Below are 16888 nucleotides of genomic sequence, written 5' to 3'. Positions count from 1 at the left end.
GATTGCGCCCCCCAGAGATATTCGCTACAATGCCGATAGAATACAAGAGATTTTGTCCGAAGCTACCAAAGGATTGAACAATCTCTAAAGGAGCAGCATTTCGTGTTATTAAAAATTTCAGGCGTTGTCCTGACTGTTGTACTTGCCATTACCGTACTGCTGCTGTCAACGATCAGAGAACCACAATCTGCTGCGCTTCATGCCCGTCAAGGTGTTCTGGATCTCTCGGCCTGGAACCCTGAACAAGACGAGCGGATCAAGCTGGACGGGGAGTGGGAATTTTACTGGGAGCAATTGCTTCCTGACGAATCTGCAACATCGCATCAGGCTGGTCCAACGAAAGCACCCGACACTTATGCAACCGTTCCCGGCTCCTGGAATCGACTTAAAGTGGATGGTGAACGGCTGCCTACCCACGGATTCGCCACGTATCGACTAGTGCTGCGTAATGCACCTGTTGAAGGAACGCTGGCGATCAAAAAAATGAACATTCGTTTTGCCAGTGAAATCTACATCAATGGCAACAAGCTGCTGGAAGACGGGCATGCCGTGGCAAAATCCGCAGGTTACCGACCAGGCAACTCCCCCCAGATTGGCTTTTTCCCCTATCATGGCGGTGACATTGAGATTTTGATCCGGGTGGCTAATTATGATTACACGGACTCTGGCATTCCAGGTCCACTCTTTTTCGGCGAACAAGCAGCCATGCTGAAAAAACATCAATTCAACACAGCTATCGAATTCGGCACGCTTGCTGTACTGGGTACCATTTCGATCATATTCCTCATCAGTTACCTGGGGTCTGCACTCTACCGAAACAGGGACGATTCCCTGCTGCTGATTGGTCTAATCTGTCTGCTGTATGCACTCTATAACGGCATGATCAGCGAACGTGTGTTATCCATGGCGGGCACGGAAATTTCCTTTAGCACACTCTATAAATTAAAAGATTTCTGCTCTGTGGCATGTCTGGGTCTGTTAACCTTTTACTTCTACCGATTCAAAACAGGCATCCTGTCCGGTATGCTCACGGCGGTGATCCTGATCATCTTCGGAGCATACTTATGCATGGTCGCGTTCCTGCCTATTTCCATCTATGGGCTGGCTGCACCTTACGTCGTCGTTATGTACACGTTGATGCTGCTCTGGTTGCTGTATCAATGTGCAAAACAGTTCCTAACCAGTGAGAAGGGCGAACGGCTGTCTACTTTTCTGTGGTACGCAGCCCTCTTAAGCATCATGCTGTACTGTCTGGACATTAATCTCTTCTCGATCTCGCTCAAGGAAAACATGAATATCGGGCAGGCTTCCATTGTCCTGTTCAGCATCCTGATGCTGTTTCTGGCGGTGCTTCGGTTCTTTGAGGCCTATCGTACGGTCCGCACGCTCAAAGATCAGCTGCTCTTACTCGACAAAGTGAAGGATGACTTCCTGTCCAATACTTCGCATGAGCTCAAAACACCGCTGAACGCGATTGTTAACATCAGTGAAAGCCTACTTAAAGGCGCAGAAGGTCCCCTTACCGATGAGCAAGCGCACAATCTGGCGATCGTGACGGGAAGTGGCAGACGATTAACCTATCTGGTCGATGAATTGCTGGATTATTCGAAAATGAAACATGGCGACATCCCGCTCCACCGGTCTTCGACCGACCTGTACTCGTTTGTCGAATCGGTCATGCGTATGCACTCCTTCCTGCTTGGCGCGAAAAAGGTGGAGCTTATCAACCGCATCCCGGTGCATTTCCCGCCGATCCATGCAGACGGCAATCGACTGATTCAGATTTTGCATAATCTGATCGGCAATGCAGTTAAGTTCACGGAACGTGGCACGGTAAGTATCAAAGCTGCGATTGTGCAAGGCAAAGCGGAAATACGCATTGTGGATACCGGACGTGGTATCGGTACGGACAAGCTGGAGCATATCTTCCTGCCGTTCGAGCAGGAAGCAGACACGGGGCCAGTCGTTGCTGGAGGCACCGGTCTAGGACTGAGCATTACGCGCAAGCTGGTCGAGTTACATGGGGGAAGCATTCATGCGGAATCAGCACCCGGCATGGGTGCCACGTTCATCCTGACGTTCCCGCTGGCAGAGAAAAAAGGAGAGAAACGTTCCAACGTCATGCCGCTTACCATCGCTCCTACAGGTCCTGGTCATCGGCTACTCCGGTTCGAAGAACCAACGATTGTACAAGGGAATAAAGATGAATGGATCATCGTTGTGGATGACGACTCAGCTAATTTGCAGACGATTGTTAATCTCTTGAAGCTGGAAGGATACAGTTATGCGGTCACTTCAAGCTCCCCTTCCGTACTGGAGCTGCTGGACAAGCTACCTACTGTGCATCTCGTCATTGCTGATATCATGATGCCCGACATGTCAGGTTACGAATTGCTGGAACGGATCAGGGAGCGCTTCTCCCCTTCCGAGTTGCCTGTACTCATGCTGACGGCGAGCAATAAAGCTAATCAATTGAAGCTGGCCTTGGAGAAAGGCGCCAATGATTTTGTATCCAAGCCGTTCGAATCGGAGGAACTGCTGGCACGGATCGGCGGTTTGACTCGGATGAAAACATCCGTCCAAGCTGCGCGAGATGCGGAAATATCCTTTTTGCGGTCACAGATGAACCCACACTTTCTGTATAACGCCCTGAATGCCATTGCCGAATTGTGCGTGGATGCGCCGAATCGGGCAGAACAATTGATTTTGCAATTATCGAGTTACTTAAGACGCAGTGTGCACTTTAAACATCTGGACTCAAAAACCAGCTTGATGAACGAACTGGAGATGATCGAGGCATACGTAGCGATTGAGCAAGCCCGCTTTGGCTCAAGGTTGGAGGTCATTATCGACGTGGATGCGGACGTGAACCGGAACATGGACATTCCACCGCTCACGTTACAGCCCCTGATCGAAAATGCGATTCGGCATGGGCTGATGTCCAGCATTCGCGGTGGCCGGGTCATGTTATCTATCCGCAATCTGAATGATACGGAAACACGTTTCACCATCGAGGACAACGGAATCGGCATAACCAAGCAACGGATGGACGAAATTCGGCAATCCACAGACGGCAGTAAAGGTGTTGGCCTATGGAATATTTCCAGCCGGTTGAACCTGCTGTATGGCAGACACCTTCAGATGGAAAGTCTGGACGGCGAGGGAACGCGGATTACATTTGATCTTCCAAATCAACGTCTAAGCACAGATGGGAATGGGGGTTATGAATCATGATGAAAGTCATCATCGTGGATGATGAGGATTTGTCGCTGAAGCGACTGAATCGTATTTTGACAGAAAGCGGAGAAGTTGAGGTATCTCGTGCATTTCATGACCCGGAGGAAGCCTGTGAATATGCGGCAGAGAATAGCATCGATGCGGCATTTCTGGACATTACGATGCCTCGCATCTCGGGTATGCAACTCATTGGTGAATTGCGTAAACATCACCCTTCGCTTCCCATTGTGCTAGTGACCGGTTATGAGGAATATGCAGTGCAGGCTTTCGACAAAGAAGTGATCGATTACGTCATCAAGCCGGTCACGGCTGAGCGACTGAACCGCAGCATCAAGCGATTGCAGGAAAAGCTTCACAAGTCCGTGACAACACCTGAATTAGCGGTACCTGTACCCAAACTGAACGTTCGTCTGTTCGGTGAATTCACTGTGTTTGGCGGTGCCGGATCAGACAGTCCCATCAAGCTTAGAACGCCCAAGACGGAAGAGTTACTTGCATTCTTGCTGTATACCAAATCGACTACCCGCGATGCCTTGGCCGATACGTTGTGGAAGGACCTCAGTCCGCAGAAAGCCTGGACCAACATCAATTCCACACTGTACTATGTGCGACGTGCCATCGGTGATAACAGTGACGTGCCGATCATTCTCAAGGACAGAAACGGTATCCGTATCGACCGGGAAGCGATTAACTGTGATCTGTACGAGTTCGAGGCTTTGTTCCGGCAGATGCGTCAGGCATCGGCACATCGCCCCGAGCTCTTCGAGCGGATGGACACGTTGTATACGGGTGAACTTCTGAAAGGAAGGCATTATGAGTGGGCTTTCGCGTGGTCCAGACAGCTGGAACTGGATTTCATCATGACGATGGAAACTGCTGCCCACTATCATGCGAAGGCAGGCGAGCCGTTACGGGCGCTGTATTATTTTGAACGTATTCTCCAGATTGATTCGATTCGGGAAGATATTCATCGTGAGATCATCCTGTTGTATCTGTCGCTTGGACGAAGAACCGAAGCGCAGCGCCAGTATCTGGTACTGGAGGAATTGCTCCAAGAGGAGCTTGGCTCCAGTCCGGCAGCGGATATCAAACAACTGTTGCGACAATCATGAAACAGCAAAAAAGCCCATGCCTTGGCATACTGAACTGCTCCTATGGTAGTCTTTTAAGGTCTACTATGACAGGAAACAGTTCAGTGTTGCTTTAGGCTTGGGCTTTTTGCAATAGATGGACGTTCATTCGTCCTTGCAGGATGATTTTACATCACCATTGTCTAGAATCAATTACTCATTTATAAGTTTTTCTGTATTAAGGGTAAAGCCTTCAATCACGACATCTTCGTCCACTTCAATCATAATGCAACGTCTGCCCTGATAATTCACCTGCTTCACATATCTCAGGTCTTGCGGGCTAACCGAAATCGTAGCAACCTTGGTCTCAATCTTAATAGACTTGGACGTAAACTTCGGCATAACACTGGTTGCCTTCATCTCATAGTTCTTGTTATCAACGATGGTTTCGAAGGCACGTTCTACTTTCTCCGTTGTCAGATCCTCTATACCGCTTGCGGTCAGTACACGTTCCAGATCTTTATAATCCAGCTTCGGAGGTTCTTCCTCATGGGACTCTTCGTTAATCTCGATGACTCGGTTGATCTCCTCGTATACATGTGCAATGGTGGCTGAATCGAGCTGTTCACCGGCCACTTCCTTGACGATATCTTCGAAGATCGCCCGTTCTTCCAGTGCGGTAACGGATCTTTCTCCATTCAATACATTTTCAACAAAATGCGGATCCGGGAAATTAGATTTCCCTGTACAATACAGTACACGATTCACATCGGAGTAGTTGTCCGTCACGCTAGGGTACAAGAATCCTTGCTCTGGCGTGCTTAATTTGATAATCGGATCGACAATAATGTTGTATTTGAATTCTCTCTCCACATAATCAAACAAGAGTGTCTTCCGCTGTTTCTCCGTGGAATTCACACTGCACAGAATAAACGGATGGGCGAACACCTCATTCTTCTCGCTCTCTTCCGTAGCTTCGTTTCTAGCCTTGGTCGGCAAGTAATACTGTCCACGCACGAACGTAGCTACCATGTCCCGCTCAAACTTCGTATCCACCAACATTCGATCCACGAGCAGCAACATCAGATCCTGCCATTCATCCGGATCACCTGTTACCAGAGCCTGGTGAAGCAGTACCTGAGCCGGGTCCTCCGCGGCTTCCTGGAACTTCAACTCAAACAACTTCTGATCCAAATCACCTGTCAGCAATTTTTTGAAATTGCCCATGTACAGTTCCTGCTTCTCTCTGTCCACCAGTTCGAACGGGTGACGCTCCCAGTGATAGACCTCATTGGTTTCCTTCGTAATATACACGTTGAGAATATCGTAAATATTCAGTAGATCGTGATCGAGTTTAAACTGCTTGCGTATATGCGCGACTTCTTTTTTATTCATATTGGATTCGGCAACTCCTTAGATATGTTTCTGGCTTTATTAGTATAAAGGATCGACAGAAAATTTGTTGACTAAGTTGTAGCTTGACGGTTACTAGATTTCAGTTACCCAAGTACGTGATATTCACAACAACACAAAAAGGGAGACACTCTCTACATTCATACGAGCACCTCCTGTATGTGTTACATCTCCTGATGTTCTAGTCTATTTTACAGCGATTCCCATTAACATCTTACATATTTACGCTTGAAGCCCGTCCGCCCTTTTTCCACTGCCTTTTGGATGTTCTCAGAGGCATTCAGCAGCTTGCTCTTGGGCATGTTCTTGTTCACTTCGACAGGGCCAACGGCATTGGCAGTCTCTACCGCCTGATCGTGCAACGGTTGATAGGATGTTGCAACGGTATACAGGAAGTTGTTCATCGAATATTTGGTTCGTTCCGGAGATTCGTGAATCGTCTTTTTCACCTGTTCCAGCATCTCCATCAGTTTATTCTCCGAAAACTCAGCATCCTTTCGACTGCCGAGCAACCAACAGTAACAGCTCCATCCTGCTGACATTTTCAGCTCATCTCCGCTCGCGATCCACTTATCCGAAACTTCTTGAGCAATATCCGTCTCTGCCAACGTGACGGCAACGATGAAGTCAGAGATCATGTAAAAATAAGCAGCGTCAATCCAACGGTCAAAATCCGCTTCCGTCATCGCTTGAGGATCGGCAATCACACCCGCAAAGTACATCGCATCATAATTCCCCGTCGCGTATAGTTGCTCTGCCAAAGGTTGATCCTTTTTGATCCGCTTCGCCATTGGTTTCATCGCCCCGGTTGCCACGCCAAATAGCGGTTCATGCGCACCATTGGAGATATAGATTTTTTTCGTTCGTTCTTTGCCCAGCGCTTCAAGCTCCTGCATTACTTCATCTAGATTCATTTCACAACACTCCCAATCCTATAAATTATATATCTAATCAAATCAAACAGACACTTATGTTTAACGAATAAGCGATGGAAAATCGCACATTATCCAATTCGAACCATTCAGCCATATGCATAATCATTCCGGCGAGATTATTACCTTTCTTATGAGGGATTCCCCACTGGGGTATTTTTCCTAAAAAAACTGAATACTATTCAAATTCCCTGTTGCTCTGACAACCTGTTCGAGCATTATTACCGATCATAACATCTATATCCTTGTTTCGCACAGATCCCTGAAAAGGTAGATATAACTTCTTTGCAGACAGACATTTTTCCTTTCTTATACTTCTACCGGCAATTTCTGAATACCTGCCGAGAGCCTGATTGGAAGAGCTAATTCCCACAGCACAAGCGGAGCAACATACGTCCATGTTCAAGCAACGTTAAGCTATGGCAGGAAACGTCGCTCATCGTTTATGTTCAGTTTAGTGTTGTTAACAAAACCGAGATGAGGAAGGATGCGAGAGCATGAGCAACAATCAAGTGTTAGGCTTTGCCCCTGCCCTGGGCTGGAATTCGTGGAATACCTTTACGTGGGATATTAACGAACAATTAATTCGGGATGTCGCTGATGTGTTTGTATCGGAAGGTTATCTGGCTGCTGGCTACGAGTACATTGTCATTGATGATTGCTGGAGCCTGAAGGAACGTGATGCGAGTGGCAATCTGGTGGCTGACCCGGAGAAATTCCCGAGTGGAATGAGAGCGCTTTCTGATTATATCCATAGCAAAGGACTAAAGTTCGGCATGTATTCATGCGTGGGTACACATACATGTGCCGGGTATCCAGGCAGCTTCGAGCATGAATTCCAGGATGCTGCCCTTTTTGCCGAATGGGGTGTTGATTATTTGAAGTATGATTACTGCTTCAAGCCGCGCCATATCTCAGGAGAGCTGCTGTACAAACGGATGAGCCTTGCGCTCAAAAACTGCGGACGCGATATCCTGTTCTCCGCCTGCAACTGGGGAGCCGACGATGTATACGATTGGATTCGGGAATCGGGCGCTCATATGTACCGCTCCACCGGCGATATCCGCGACAATTGGGATTCAGTGAAGGAACTTGCCCTGTCCCAATTGGGAAAACAAAGCTACACCGGCTCCTTCTGCCATAACGACATGGATATGCTGATTGTTGGTATGTACGGTGGAAGCAATAATGATTATATTGGCAGCATCGGCGGATGCAACGACGTCGAATATAAAACCCACTTCTCACTCTGGTCCATGATGGGTTCACCGCTAATGATTGGATGTGACGTGCGTAAGGCTAACCAGGTTACAAAGGATATTCTCCTGAATCCTGACCTAATCGCTATCAATCAGGATGTAGAAGCACGCGGAGCTTACCGCATTAAACCAGAACCGCAATGGTTTCACACGGACGATGTATTTATGCTGGTGAAGGTACTCACAGATGGAGATCTAGCTATTGGTTTCTTCAACCTGAGCGACAGCCAGCGGGAATTGTCTTTGCAATTTTGGGATATGGGTCTGCCTTACGCTGCCGGTTATGCCCTGTCCCTGTATGACTGCTGGGAACATCAAGAGCTTGGCGTATTCCGTGAACGCTTCGCTCCCGTTGTCGCAGCACATGATTGCCTCGTCGTCCGGGCCAAACTGGTGAAATAGATGGCTCAACATCGCCTGTGCACCTCATGTCATGTTCCGCTCTCTTCAGACGATGTGGGCATCTACCTTAAATTGATCTCGCGCTCTGCCCAGCAATTTCTGTGCATCGATTGTATAGGAGTGAAGCTGAACTGTGGACGTGAGCCTATTGAGAAGCTGATCCGTTATTTCCGAGAGTCCGGGAACTGCGCCCTGTTCCGTTAACGTTATGCCTTGGTCCGGTGCAGCGTCATGTACGCGGTTGGCGTGTGTGAAGTTGCTTTCTTGAATACTTTGGAAAAATATAACGGGTCATTGTAGCCGACAGAATAGGCTACCGATTGGATCGGCAGGCCCGACGTCTTCAGCAGTTCACAGGCGTGCCCGATACGGCAGGATGTAATATACTCCAAAACAGACTTGCCGGTTGCTGCCTTAAACAGACGAAACAAATAACTGCGCTCCAGATTAACTGCCTTTACAATCTCGGTGACGGTCAATGTCGGCTTCCAGTAGTTCTGCTCGATGTACTTTCTTGCCAGCCAGACATAATCCTTGGCTTCTACCTGCGGCTCCTTCGGATAATATTCCATATAGTAGGAGAGCAACAGACGCAAACGCGCATCCGCCCGCAGTAATTCATAGGAAGATGCACCCGCGTTCCAGGCAAGGTGGAAAAAAGGCTGCAGTGTCTCCGGCGATACCGTCACCACGGGTTGTACCTCTGAGAGCTGTGTCAGCCCCAGCAACCGCCCGGCATCCTCACCGCTAAATTCCACCCAGACGTACTCCCATGGATCTTGCGGGTCTGGATAATAGTAAATCTCCTTTTGCGGAAATATGATAAAGCTTTCCCCCGTAACGAGCCGAAAAACGCGGCCGCCCGTCTCCAGCGTCCCTTGGCCGCGGATAATATAGTGCAGCGCATAAACGTCACGCACGCCTGGCCCCCACTGGTGAGGGTTAGCTGGCTTGTGACCACCGCTGATAAAATACAAATTACTGGCCCTACTGCTCTCATGCCAAATCGGATTCAACCTTGATTCCCCCTTTCTAATGCCACGTTGATCAGATGTCCGGTAACGCTTACACGCTAAATCCAGAGAGGAGAATGTTGTATGCTTAGAATGGTTACGGTAGAACATGGACAAGTGCAAGGACTGCCCGCGGCGGACCCGCGGATTACCAGCTTCAAGGGAATTCCTTTTGCCGCACCTCCTGTAGGTGAGAACCGCTGGCGCGCTCCGCAGCCGCAGTCGAACTGGGAAGGTGTACTGCAAGCTTTTGATTTTGCCCCCATCTCCATGCAAGCCCCAACAGTCATCGATGATAACAATATCTATACCCGCGAATGGGCCGTTGATCCCGACCTGCCTATGAACGAGGATTGTCTGTATCTGAATGTCTGGACACCCGCCAAGCGCATGGACGAGAAGCTGCCTGTCTTTGTCTGGTATTTTGGCGGGGGCCTGCAAGTCGGCCATACGGCCGAAATGGAATTTGATGGCGAGCGAATCGCTCGCAGAGGTATTGTCGTTGTAACAATTAATTATCGGCTGAATGCCTTTGGCTTCCTGTGCCATCCTGAGATTAGTGCCGAATCCCCCCATGCACCCGCCAACTTCGGGCATCTCGATCAGCAAGCAGGTACCCAGTGGGTCAAACGCAACATTGCCGCCTTTGGCGGTGATCCAGAACAGATCACCATCGGCGGACAGTCGGCAGGCGGAGGAAGTGTACTCAGCCAGATGACCTCTCCGCAAAATAAAGGCTTGTTCCAGCGAGCCGTCATCATGAGCGGTATAGCTACCGAGTTGTACCCGAAGGTCCGAGTGCCTTCTGTCCGCTCCACACTAAGGGATGCAGAGCAAGCAGGGGTTGAATTTTTTGGCTTCCTGGGCGTAGCTTCACTGGCTGAGGCGAGACAACTGGACGCTGAATATCTCCGTGACAAAGCACTCGAATACAAAAGCTTCTGGGGAACCGTCATCGACGAACAATTCTGCGCAGGCGATCCGTTTACTCGTTTTGTTCAGCAGGAGCGCGAGGCGATACCCGTAATGCTGGGGCATACGTCTTCCGAATTTTGGACCCGTCCCGCCGCAGCCAATCTGGAAGAACTGAAGCAGATGGCTGTGGAGTTGTTTGGCGAGGATGCTCCTGCCTTTTTGCAGCTATGTGAGGCTGATTCCGGCCAAATCGAACATGCTCTGCAACAAGCATCGGTCCGCATGATCCAACATGCCATTCTGCTCGCCATCCGCGCGAACAGCGGTCATCCGTCTGAAACGCCTCTCTACTATTATAACTTCGACGCCGAGATTCCGGGCTGGGATCAGCCAGGTACTTTTCACTCCGTTGATCTGTGGTTTTTCTTCGAAACACTTGCCAAATGCTGGCGGCCATTCACAGGCAAGCATTATGATCTGGCTCGCCAGATGTGTAATTATTTATCCAATTTTATTGCTACAGGTGACCCAAACGGCTCGGATTCCACCGGAAAGTTGATGCCTCATTGGACTTCTTGTACTACGGAACAGCCGTATCTCATGGAATTTGGCGATCAAGCTCAATTACAGAAGGCCGAGTCCGGACCAATGCTCGCGTTTCTAATTGAACAATATTTCAAGAAACAGAATGCACCTGTTGTTTAAAACATAAGGCTTGCCCTCTCGCGATATATGTAAGAGCCATGCGGTCGCATGGCTCTTTTTGTATAGTGTGAATGGTAGAGCGATGTTCTTTCGCCTATGCCTATCTAGCAAGCTTCTCCACTACAGCAGTCTAAGGTAACAAAATTAGACAGCCAGAGAACCCCCACGGAAGACCATCAACATCATTCCAAGAGATTCGTTTTTGTTGCTCGCGATAATGATAACGTCTCTTTCCCCTCCATTATATATGAGTCTGAGTTGGTTTGTTGAAGATGACAGGTAGCTTAATCTGTAGCGAAAAGGTATCTTCTTCCTCCGATACTGTCAACGTCCCGTTGTGCTGCTGGATCATTTTCTGACAACTAACGAGTCCAATTTCGTTGCTATCTTTCTTTTTGCCAACACGTTTAATCTTATTCTCCACCGCAAGAATGACCCATTGTTGCCTCAAAGAAATCTGGATATGAACGGGATGCACTGGATCGGCGTATTTTCGAATATTTGAAAATATGTTATCCATTACGCGACGCATGGCGACCAGATTGATTTCCAGCAAAAACTCCTCATGATGAGCATCTGTCTGAACCTGCACATCTATATCGTCTAAAACCACTAATTGCTCATCTATGAGTTGATCGATAAGAGCTCTGCCCTCATACATTTCAAATTCTACTTCCTCTTCTTCAGCGGCAGAGGATACCGTAAAATATTCGAATAGTTTGTCCGACAGCACTTTGATCTGATAGGCCTTCTCCCGGCTATTATGAATATACTGCAACAGATCCTCATGTGTCTTATATTTGTTAAGCTCTATGATATCCATATATCCTAATAGAATCGTGAGTGGCGTACGCAAATCATGGGAAATCGCCGTGATCAATTCACGGTTGGCCATCCTGACCCTCTCCTCGCTGTCCAGCCGCTCCACAAATGATTTCCTCATCTCATCAATACTCTGGGCCAGAGATGACAGTTCATCCTTTCCCGATATCGTAATCGAATAATCCAAATTTCCACCTTCGAGTATTTTGATCTCTTGTTCAAGCACGCCAATATAAGATGTTTTCTTATTAATCATCAGTAGAAAGGAAACAAGGAACACAATCGCCGCTATGAAAACACCAATAATCAGAATGAGGTTGTAATATTGATACTCATAAAAGCTAACCAAGTATATCTGGGCATCCTGATCCGCAAAATGGATGGTGGTGATGGGTATTTTCGATGGCACGAATTGAGTTAACAACTCTTCATTAATGGCAGGATCAACTTCCGTGTTGGAGGAAAATATCAATTTGTCTTTTGCAAAAATATACAGATTTAAGTAGCGCTCATGTCTTATCCAAGCAGACAATTCCTCATGATCACGAGTTGACACGTTCTGGTTATTCACAAATGCTTCTAATCGATCCAGCGCATCTTGCTGCCTGTTCTCTACAAAAGTGGATTTGCTTAAATAACTATCCAATACCGTCTCGCCAACAACTTGTAAAATAACGAGTGCACTTATGGAAATGACCAAAGAAATGACAACCGCCAGAACCAGTTTAATCTTCAGCTTTTTTCCGATTAATAATCTATTCAATTTTGTACCCCTTCCCCCAAACGGTCTTCACATATTTAGGGTTCTGCGGGTCATCCTCCAGTTTGCCTCTCAAGTTACGAATATGAACCATCACTGTGTTATTACACGTATAAAAATAGGGTTGCCCCCAAACACTCTCATATATATTTTCTGCCGAAAACACCTTTCGTCGCTTCTTAGCCAACAGCAGCAAAATCTGGTATTCAATTTCAGTTAGAGCAATCTCCTTCTCTCCAACAAACACGGTTTTTGAATCCTGATGGACGGTAAGATCCTTAACGATAATCTGGTCCTGTTCTTCGGTCTTCTCCTTGCCCCGATAAACATAATACCTCCGCAGTAAGGCCTTCACCCGCGAAACAAGTTCTGTATAGGAAAAGGGTTTGGACAAAAAGTCATCACTGCCTGAGGAAAAGGCCAATTGTTTGTCAGAGTCCTGAGTTTTCGCTGTGAGAAACAGGATCGGTGCGCTTGTTTTTTCACGAATCTCCAGACACGCCTTCAGCCCCGATTTATTGGGCATCATCATATCCAAAATAATGAGATCCGTCTCTTCGTTCACTTTATCAATCGCATCTTGACCATCTATCGCTTCAATCACTTCATAATTCTCACTCTCTAACAAAATCCTTACAATTTCACGAATTTCACTGTTATCATCAGCAATTAGAATTTTCTTGCTCATCTGATCCCTCCGTCTAATTTCAGTATAATATGCGCTATTAGCGACTACCAGCAAATACAATCGACTTAAGAATTCTTCAGAAGTTATGTAGGTATCTCTTAATAATTTCGTCTTATACTGTAAATATGTAGAAGTTATTACACAAAGGGGTCGTCAGGAATGCCACAAACTTCGAAAAAAGTAATGATTAACATATTGTTGGGTCTGTTCATCATGTTGTCCATTGGTCTACTGGTGTATTATTCTCCTGCCATTATTAGAATCATGTCTTCCATGGACAACTTCAGAGCGTATATTCACTCAACAGGCCATTGGGGTCCGGTCATGTTTATTTTATTCCAGATTCTTCAGATCGTGGTTGCACCTATTCCAGGAGAAGTGGTACAGGTCGCAGGCGGTTATATCTACGGGGTTACAATTGGGTCTTTGTATACTACAATAGGCTTGATTATAGGCTCAGCGATCGCCTTCTATTTCACCCGTTATATCGGTCGCACCTATATTTCACGACTAATACAAAAGAAAAATAATAAGTGGATGTCGTTAATTCATGATGAGAAGAAGTTCTCCGCATTTTTATTCATCTTTTTCGTAATTCCTGGCTTACCCAAAGACATGCTTGTATTTGTCGCCGCACTTACATCGATTAGTTCGTTTAGGTTCTTCACGATCCTTATCGTCGGTCGTCTGCCATGGATCATCGCATCTACCGTTATAGGGTCCACGATTCATATGCAACAATACACAATCGCCATTATTATTTCTGTTATCGCTGTAATCGGGTTTGTACTCGGTTATATCTATAGGGAGAAATTGGTGGGATTGTTCTCCCGGTCAGACAGTACCAAAGCCAAACCCAAGGTTATACCCAGTTATAGTACTAATAGGGAGTCTCGTAAAATAAAAAGAGATACAACATGATCATAGCCAATCTATTGATATGAAAACCGGAGGTATATCATCTTATGCAAACACTTGAAACCAATCGATTAAGCCTGCGAAATTTCACCGTAACGGACGCAGCCGGACTGTTGGAATACACGGCAAATCCCAGAGTGAATTGTTTTATGGATCAAAGAATTTCCACATTGGAAGACGCGGCGGCAGCAGTCGCAAAAAGAAGCAGTGACGATTCCCACATCGCGGTCTGCCTGAAAGACAGTAACGAGTTGATCGGTGAGCTGTTTGGTATGAGGGAAGATCGGGATTCCGATACGGATAAGGATTCGAATTCAGATACGTACAGTATTGGTTGGAATTTTAATGGCAGATATGAAGGGAACGGGTACGCCAGTGAGAGCGCCAATGCTTTCATTGAGCACCTCTTTATGGAACAGGGAATAAGAAGATTGTACGCCTATGTCGAGGATGATAACTTCCGTTCTCAGAAACTGTGTGAGAAGCTGGGCATGCGCCGGGAAGGTCTTTTTTTGGAGTTCATTTCATTTGTCAAAAATGAGGACGGCACACCGAAATACGAGAATACGTATCAGTATGCTTTGTTGAAAAAGGAATGGCTGGCACAGCGTGAATCACAGAAATAAAGAATGACATACCTATGCCTCATCATTAGTTTAAAAAAGTTATAGAAATGAGAACGTACCCATGTGTACGTTCCACAACAAAAATGGCGGCTTCTCCCTGGATAGATTCCAGAGGAAAAGTCGCCGTTTCATTATCGCTCAGAACACCTATTGTTCGAGCAATGTGTTTATAAGGTCACAATACATTCAGCTTAAATCCTAGACGGTACTGCCCCAATATTGCTTTGCAATCTTCTGCCCCTGATCAATCTTCGCCCATTGCTGAGCTTCGCTTAATTCGTTACCACCATCGCAGGATGCAAATCCGCATTGGTGAGACAACAGCAGCCGATCCTTATCGATGATTTTGGAAGCTTCGTCCAGCAAACGGACAACGCGCGCTTCATCATCGAGTGTACTCGTTTTGGATGACAACAGACCCAGTACAATTTCCGTTTCAGGTCTGTCCTTGAACACTTCCAGAGCTTCAATTGAACCCGCACGATCATCATCCCACTCCAGGAAGAAACGGTCATACTTCAATTGCTTCAGGAACAGATTCGCAATTTTGGCATACGATCCACCACCCATGTTGCGGGAATCATAATTGCCGCGGCAGTTATGTGTCCACATTTTCAAGCCAAGGCTATGACCAAAGTCAATCACGGTATTATTAATATCAATGAATTCGGTAGCAAGTCCCTTTACTTCATCTTGATTAATATTTTCCCCTGTAAAAGGAGAGTTCGGGTTGTCGTCTGCAAACAGTTCCCACAAGCAATCATCGAATTGCAAAATTTTACCGCCCACTGCAGCGAATTCCTCCACGAATTCCTTATACGCGATCACAAGACCCTCTTTTAGTTCCTGTATGTTTTGATATACAGCATCCGTTCCACCAATGTTATCCGACCAGGAAAGCTCACCGAAAATATGGGAAGGAGACGGTACGCAAAGTTTCGTTTGTTGCTCGCCAGCCGTGTCTTGCAGTTGTTGGAACAATTGAATGAAATGATGGTTCTTTCCACTCAATTTATCAGTGATGCGCAGTCCAATATCTTTGCGTGTTTCATACTTCGAAGTTCCGTCCACATCTCTGAAAAAATAGCCATGATCCGCGATGTAACGCTTCACTCCGCCAAATCCCCATACAAAGTCCAGATGCCACATCGATTTGGAAAATTCGCCATCGGTAACCACGGACAAGTTATGTTCGATTTCCTTAGCGACAACTTGTTTGATTGCCTCTGTCTCACACTTCTCATATCCTTCGTAGTTTTCATAGAACGGATATTGGATATCATCATTATGTTCAATTTGCGTTTTATATTTCAGCAGCTCATCCGGCCGCAATAAACTTCCTACGATCTGGAACTTATCAGTCATGTAAAAAACCCCCTCGTTGTATACAATGATCATATCATGCTGAGAGCAGTTAGAAGGGATACTTAAAAACCATAACTGGTTATAGTTAAAAGCTATATCCACTTATTAGACAGATTTCAGTGAAACCGTCACCGACACAGTGTACCTCTATCCGTGAACGTTATTCAATTTCACACCGTACGACGACGCAGTTCATAAAAATATTGTACCGCTGGATGCTTTAATTTGACCTGCTCCGACATGTTTAGAATTCGCTTTTTGCCAACTCGTCTATCCATTAAAGCCAGAATATTAAATAAGATATCCTTGCTCTCCAGATTATACTCTATAGAAGTGGATAAATACGTCGTAGCTGCAACCGTAAAATTTGATTTACTGAGTGCGGTCTGAGCCAGCAAAAGCTCTTTGGCATGTACGGAGATTTTTCTGCTTCTTGCCATGACTTGAAGACGATCCTCGGGAATGGGTCCTTTGGAATCTTTTCGAATAACTTCAATCTCTTCATCGCTCACAGGAATCATAATCTCCGGGTCGCTCTTGATCTCCTGCTCTGTCTCATACCATCGGATTGGGGTTGTTGTATCGTTCATGTTGAGTACATTCTTTTTATCTACAGTAATATAACAATTGCCTGATTTATCAGGTGAATAGCGATAGCTGGTAGCACGGTACTCTACCCTTCCAACTAACGCAGGACTAAGAAAACTCTCCAGTTGTTGCTTCAATTTGCTCCAGGACATAAATCCTCCTATTATCAAAAGCC

General features: G+C 46.5%; 14 protein-coding genes. 7 read left to right on the top strand and 7 right to left on the bottom strand.

Going from position 1 to position 16888, the window contains the following annotated elements; genetic code table 11:
- Window positions 1-102: 102 nt before the first annotated feature.
- Together AC4E8D_RS04265 and AC4E8D_RS04260 are read left to right on the top strand one after the other, a co-directional pair.
- Window positions 103-3234 carry an ATP-binding protein gene (locus AC4E8D_RS04265; protein ID WP_449003598.1) on the top strand — a complete coding sequence of 1044 codons (3132 nt, stop codon included), beginning with the start codon at window positions 103-105 and terminating at the stop codon, window positions 3232-3234.
- Window positions 3231-4349 carry a response regulator gene (locus AC4E8D_RS04260; RefSeq protein WP_449003599.1) on the top strand — a complete coding sequence of 373 codons (1119 nt, stop codon included), beginning with the start codon at window positions 3231-3233 and terminating at the stop codon, window positions 4347-4349. Before AC4E8D_RS04265 ends, AC4E8D_RS04260 begins: the two co-directional genes overlap by 4 nt.
- A 171-nt stretch (window positions 4350-4520) precedes the next feature.
- Here AC4E8D_RS04260 and AC4E8D_RS04255 read toward each other — a convergent pair whose 3' ends face one another.
- Both AC4E8D_RS04255 and AC4E8D_RS04250 read right to left on the bottom strand, forming a co-directional pair.
- Window positions 4521-5702 (bottom strand): DUF4317 domain-containing protein, encoded by a 1182-nt coding sequence (locus AC4E8D_RS04255; protein WP_036668338.1) that lies wholly within the window; start codon window positions 5700-5702, stop codon window positions 4521-4523.
- 224 nt (window positions 5703-5926) lie between these two features.
- Complete coding sequence (locus tag AC4E8D_RS04250; protein WP_221818751.1) at window positions 5927-6634, bottom strand: DNA alkylation repair protein; 708 nt, start codon at window positions 6632-6634, stop codon at window positions 5927-5929.
- A gap of 515 nt (window positions 6635-7149) precedes the next feature.
- On the opposite strand from AC4E8D_RS04250, the gene AC4E8D_RS04245 reads away from it, so the two are divergent.
- Window positions 7150-8313 (top strand): glycoside hydrolase family 27 protein, encoded by a 1164-nt coding sequence (locus tag AC4E8D_RS04245; RefSeq protein WP_221818750.1) that lies wholly within the window; start codon window positions 7150-7152, stop codon window positions 8311-8313.
- On the top strand, window positions 8314-8517 hold the full coding sequence (locus AC4E8D_RS04240; protein WP_221818749.1) for a hypothetical protein: 204 nt from the start codon (window positions 8314-8316) through the stop codon (window positions 8515-8517).
- 2 nt (window positions 8518-8519) lie between these two features.
- Here AC4E8D_RS04240 and AC4E8D_RS04235 read toward each other — a convergent pair whose 3' ends face one another.
- Entirely contained in the window at window positions 8520-9437 is a 918-nt protein-coding gene (locus AC4E8D_RS04235) for an AraC family transcriptional regulator (RefSeq protein ID WP_339306846.1), read from the bottom strand.
- Between AC4E8D_RS04235 and AC4E8D_RS04230 the strand changes: the two genes are divergently transcribed.
- A complete protein-coding gene (locus AC4E8D_RS04230) occupies window positions 9411-10946 on the top strand; it encodes a carboxylesterase/lipase family protein (RefSeq protein WP_221818747.1) in 1536 nt (511 codons plus the stop codon). The genes AC4E8D_RS04235 and AC4E8D_RS04230 overlap by 27 nt on opposite strands.
- 241 nt (window positions 10947-11187) lie before the next feature.
- Here the strand turns inward: AC4E8D_RS04230 and AC4E8D_RS04225 are convergent, their stop codons facing one another.
- Together AC4E8D_RS04225 and AC4E8D_RS04220 are read right to left on the bottom strand one after the other, a co-directional pair.
- Window positions 11188-12531 (bottom strand): sensor histidine kinase, encoded by a 1344-nt coding sequence (locus AC4E8D_RS04225; protein ID WP_221818746.1) that lies wholly within the window; start codon window positions 12529-12531, stop codon window positions 11188-11190.
- Complete coding sequence (locus AC4E8D_RS04220; protein ID WP_076253798.1) at window positions 12524-13216, bottom strand: response regulator transcription factor; 693 nt, start codon at window positions 13214-13216, stop codon at window positions 12524-12526. Before AC4E8D_RS04220 ends, AC4E8D_RS04225 begins: the two co-directional genes overlap by 8 nt.
- Window positions 13217-13375: 159 nt before the next feature.
- Between AC4E8D_RS04220 and AC4E8D_RS04215 the strand changes: the two genes are divergently transcribed.
- Complete coding sequence (locus AC4E8D_RS04215) at window positions 13376-14137, top strand: TVP38/TMEM64 family protein (protein ID WP_221818745.1); 762 nt, start codon at window positions 13376-13378, stop codon at window positions 14135-14137.
- Window positions 14138-14181: 44 nt separating this feature from the next.
- On the top strand, window positions 14182-14760 hold the full coding sequence (locus tag AC4E8D_RS04210) for a GNAT family N-acetyltransferase (protein ID WP_221818744.1): 579 nt from the start codon (window positions 14182-14184) through the stop codon (window positions 14758-14760).
- Between the two features lie 198 nt (window positions 14761-14958).
- On the opposite strand, the gene AC4E8D_RS04205 is transcribed toward AC4E8D_RS04210, so the two are convergent.
- A complete protein-coding gene (locus AC4E8D_RS04205; protein WP_076253801.1) occupies window positions 14959-16125 on the bottom strand; it encodes a cobalamin-independent methionine synthase II family protein in 1167 nt (388 codons plus the stop codon).
- A gap of 170 nt (window positions 16126-16295) precedes the next feature.
- Window positions 16296-16865, bottom strand: a complete 570-nt coding sequence (locus AC4E8D_RS04200; RefSeq protein ID WP_221818743.1) for an SF0329 family protein — start codon at window positions 16863-16865, stop codon at window positions 16296-16298.
- Window positions 16866-16888: the final 23 nt, after the last annotated feature.

It is taken from the genome of Paenibacillus sp. SRL342, from assembly GCF_984798905.1.
This window is presented reverse-complemented; position numbering and strand designations above follow the sequence as displayed.

Coding starts and splice junctions, on each gene's coding strand:
- AC4E8D_RS04260 (WP_449003599.1), top strand. CDS start 3,231: ATGATGAAAGTCATCATCGTGGATGATGAGGATTTGTCGCTGAAGCGA.
- AC4E8D_RS04255 (WP_036668338.1), bottom strand. CDS start 5,702: ATGAATAAAAAAGAAGTCGCGCATATACGCAAGCAGTTTAAACTCGAT.
- AC4E8D_RS04250 (WP_221818751.1), bottom strand. CDS start 6,634: ATGAATCTAGATGAAGTAATGCAGGAGCTTGAAGCGCTGGGCAAAGAA.
- AC4E8D_RS04245 (WP_221818750.1), top strand. CDS start 7,150: ATGAGCAACAATCAAGTGTTAGGCTTTGCCCCTGCCCTGGGCTGGAAT.
- AC4E8D_RS04240 (WP_221818749.1), top strand. CDS start 8,314: ATGGCTCAACATCGCCTGTGCACCTCATGTCATGTTCCGCTCTCTTCA.
- AC4E8D_RS04230 (WP_221818747.1), top strand. CDS start 9,411: ATGCTTAGAATGGTTACGGTAGAACATGGACAAGTGCAAGGACTGCCC.
- AC4E8D_RS04235 (WP_339306846.1), bottom strand. CDS start 9,437: ATGTTCTACCGTAACCATTCTAAGCATACAACATTCTCCTCTCTGGAT.
- AC4E8D_RS04220 (WP_076253798.1), bottom strand. CDS start 13,216: ATGAGCAAGAAAATTCTAATTGCTGATGATAACAGTGAAATTCGTGAA.
- AC4E8D_RS04215 (WP_221818745.1), top strand. CDS start 13,376: ATGCCACAAACTTCGAAAAAAGTAATGATTAACATATTGTTGGGTCTG.
- AC4E8D_RS04210 (WP_221818744.1), top strand. CDS start 14,182: ATGCAAACACTTGAAACCAATCGATTAAGCCTGCGAAATTTCACCGTA.
- AC4E8D_RS04205 (WP_076253801.1), bottom strand. CDS start 16,125: ATGACTGATAAGTTCCAGATCGTAGGAAGTTTATTGCGGCCGGATGAG.
- AC4E8D_RS04200 (WP_221818743.1), bottom strand. CDS start 16,865: ATGTCCTGGAGCAAATTGAAGCAACAACTGGAGAGTTTTCTTAGTCCT.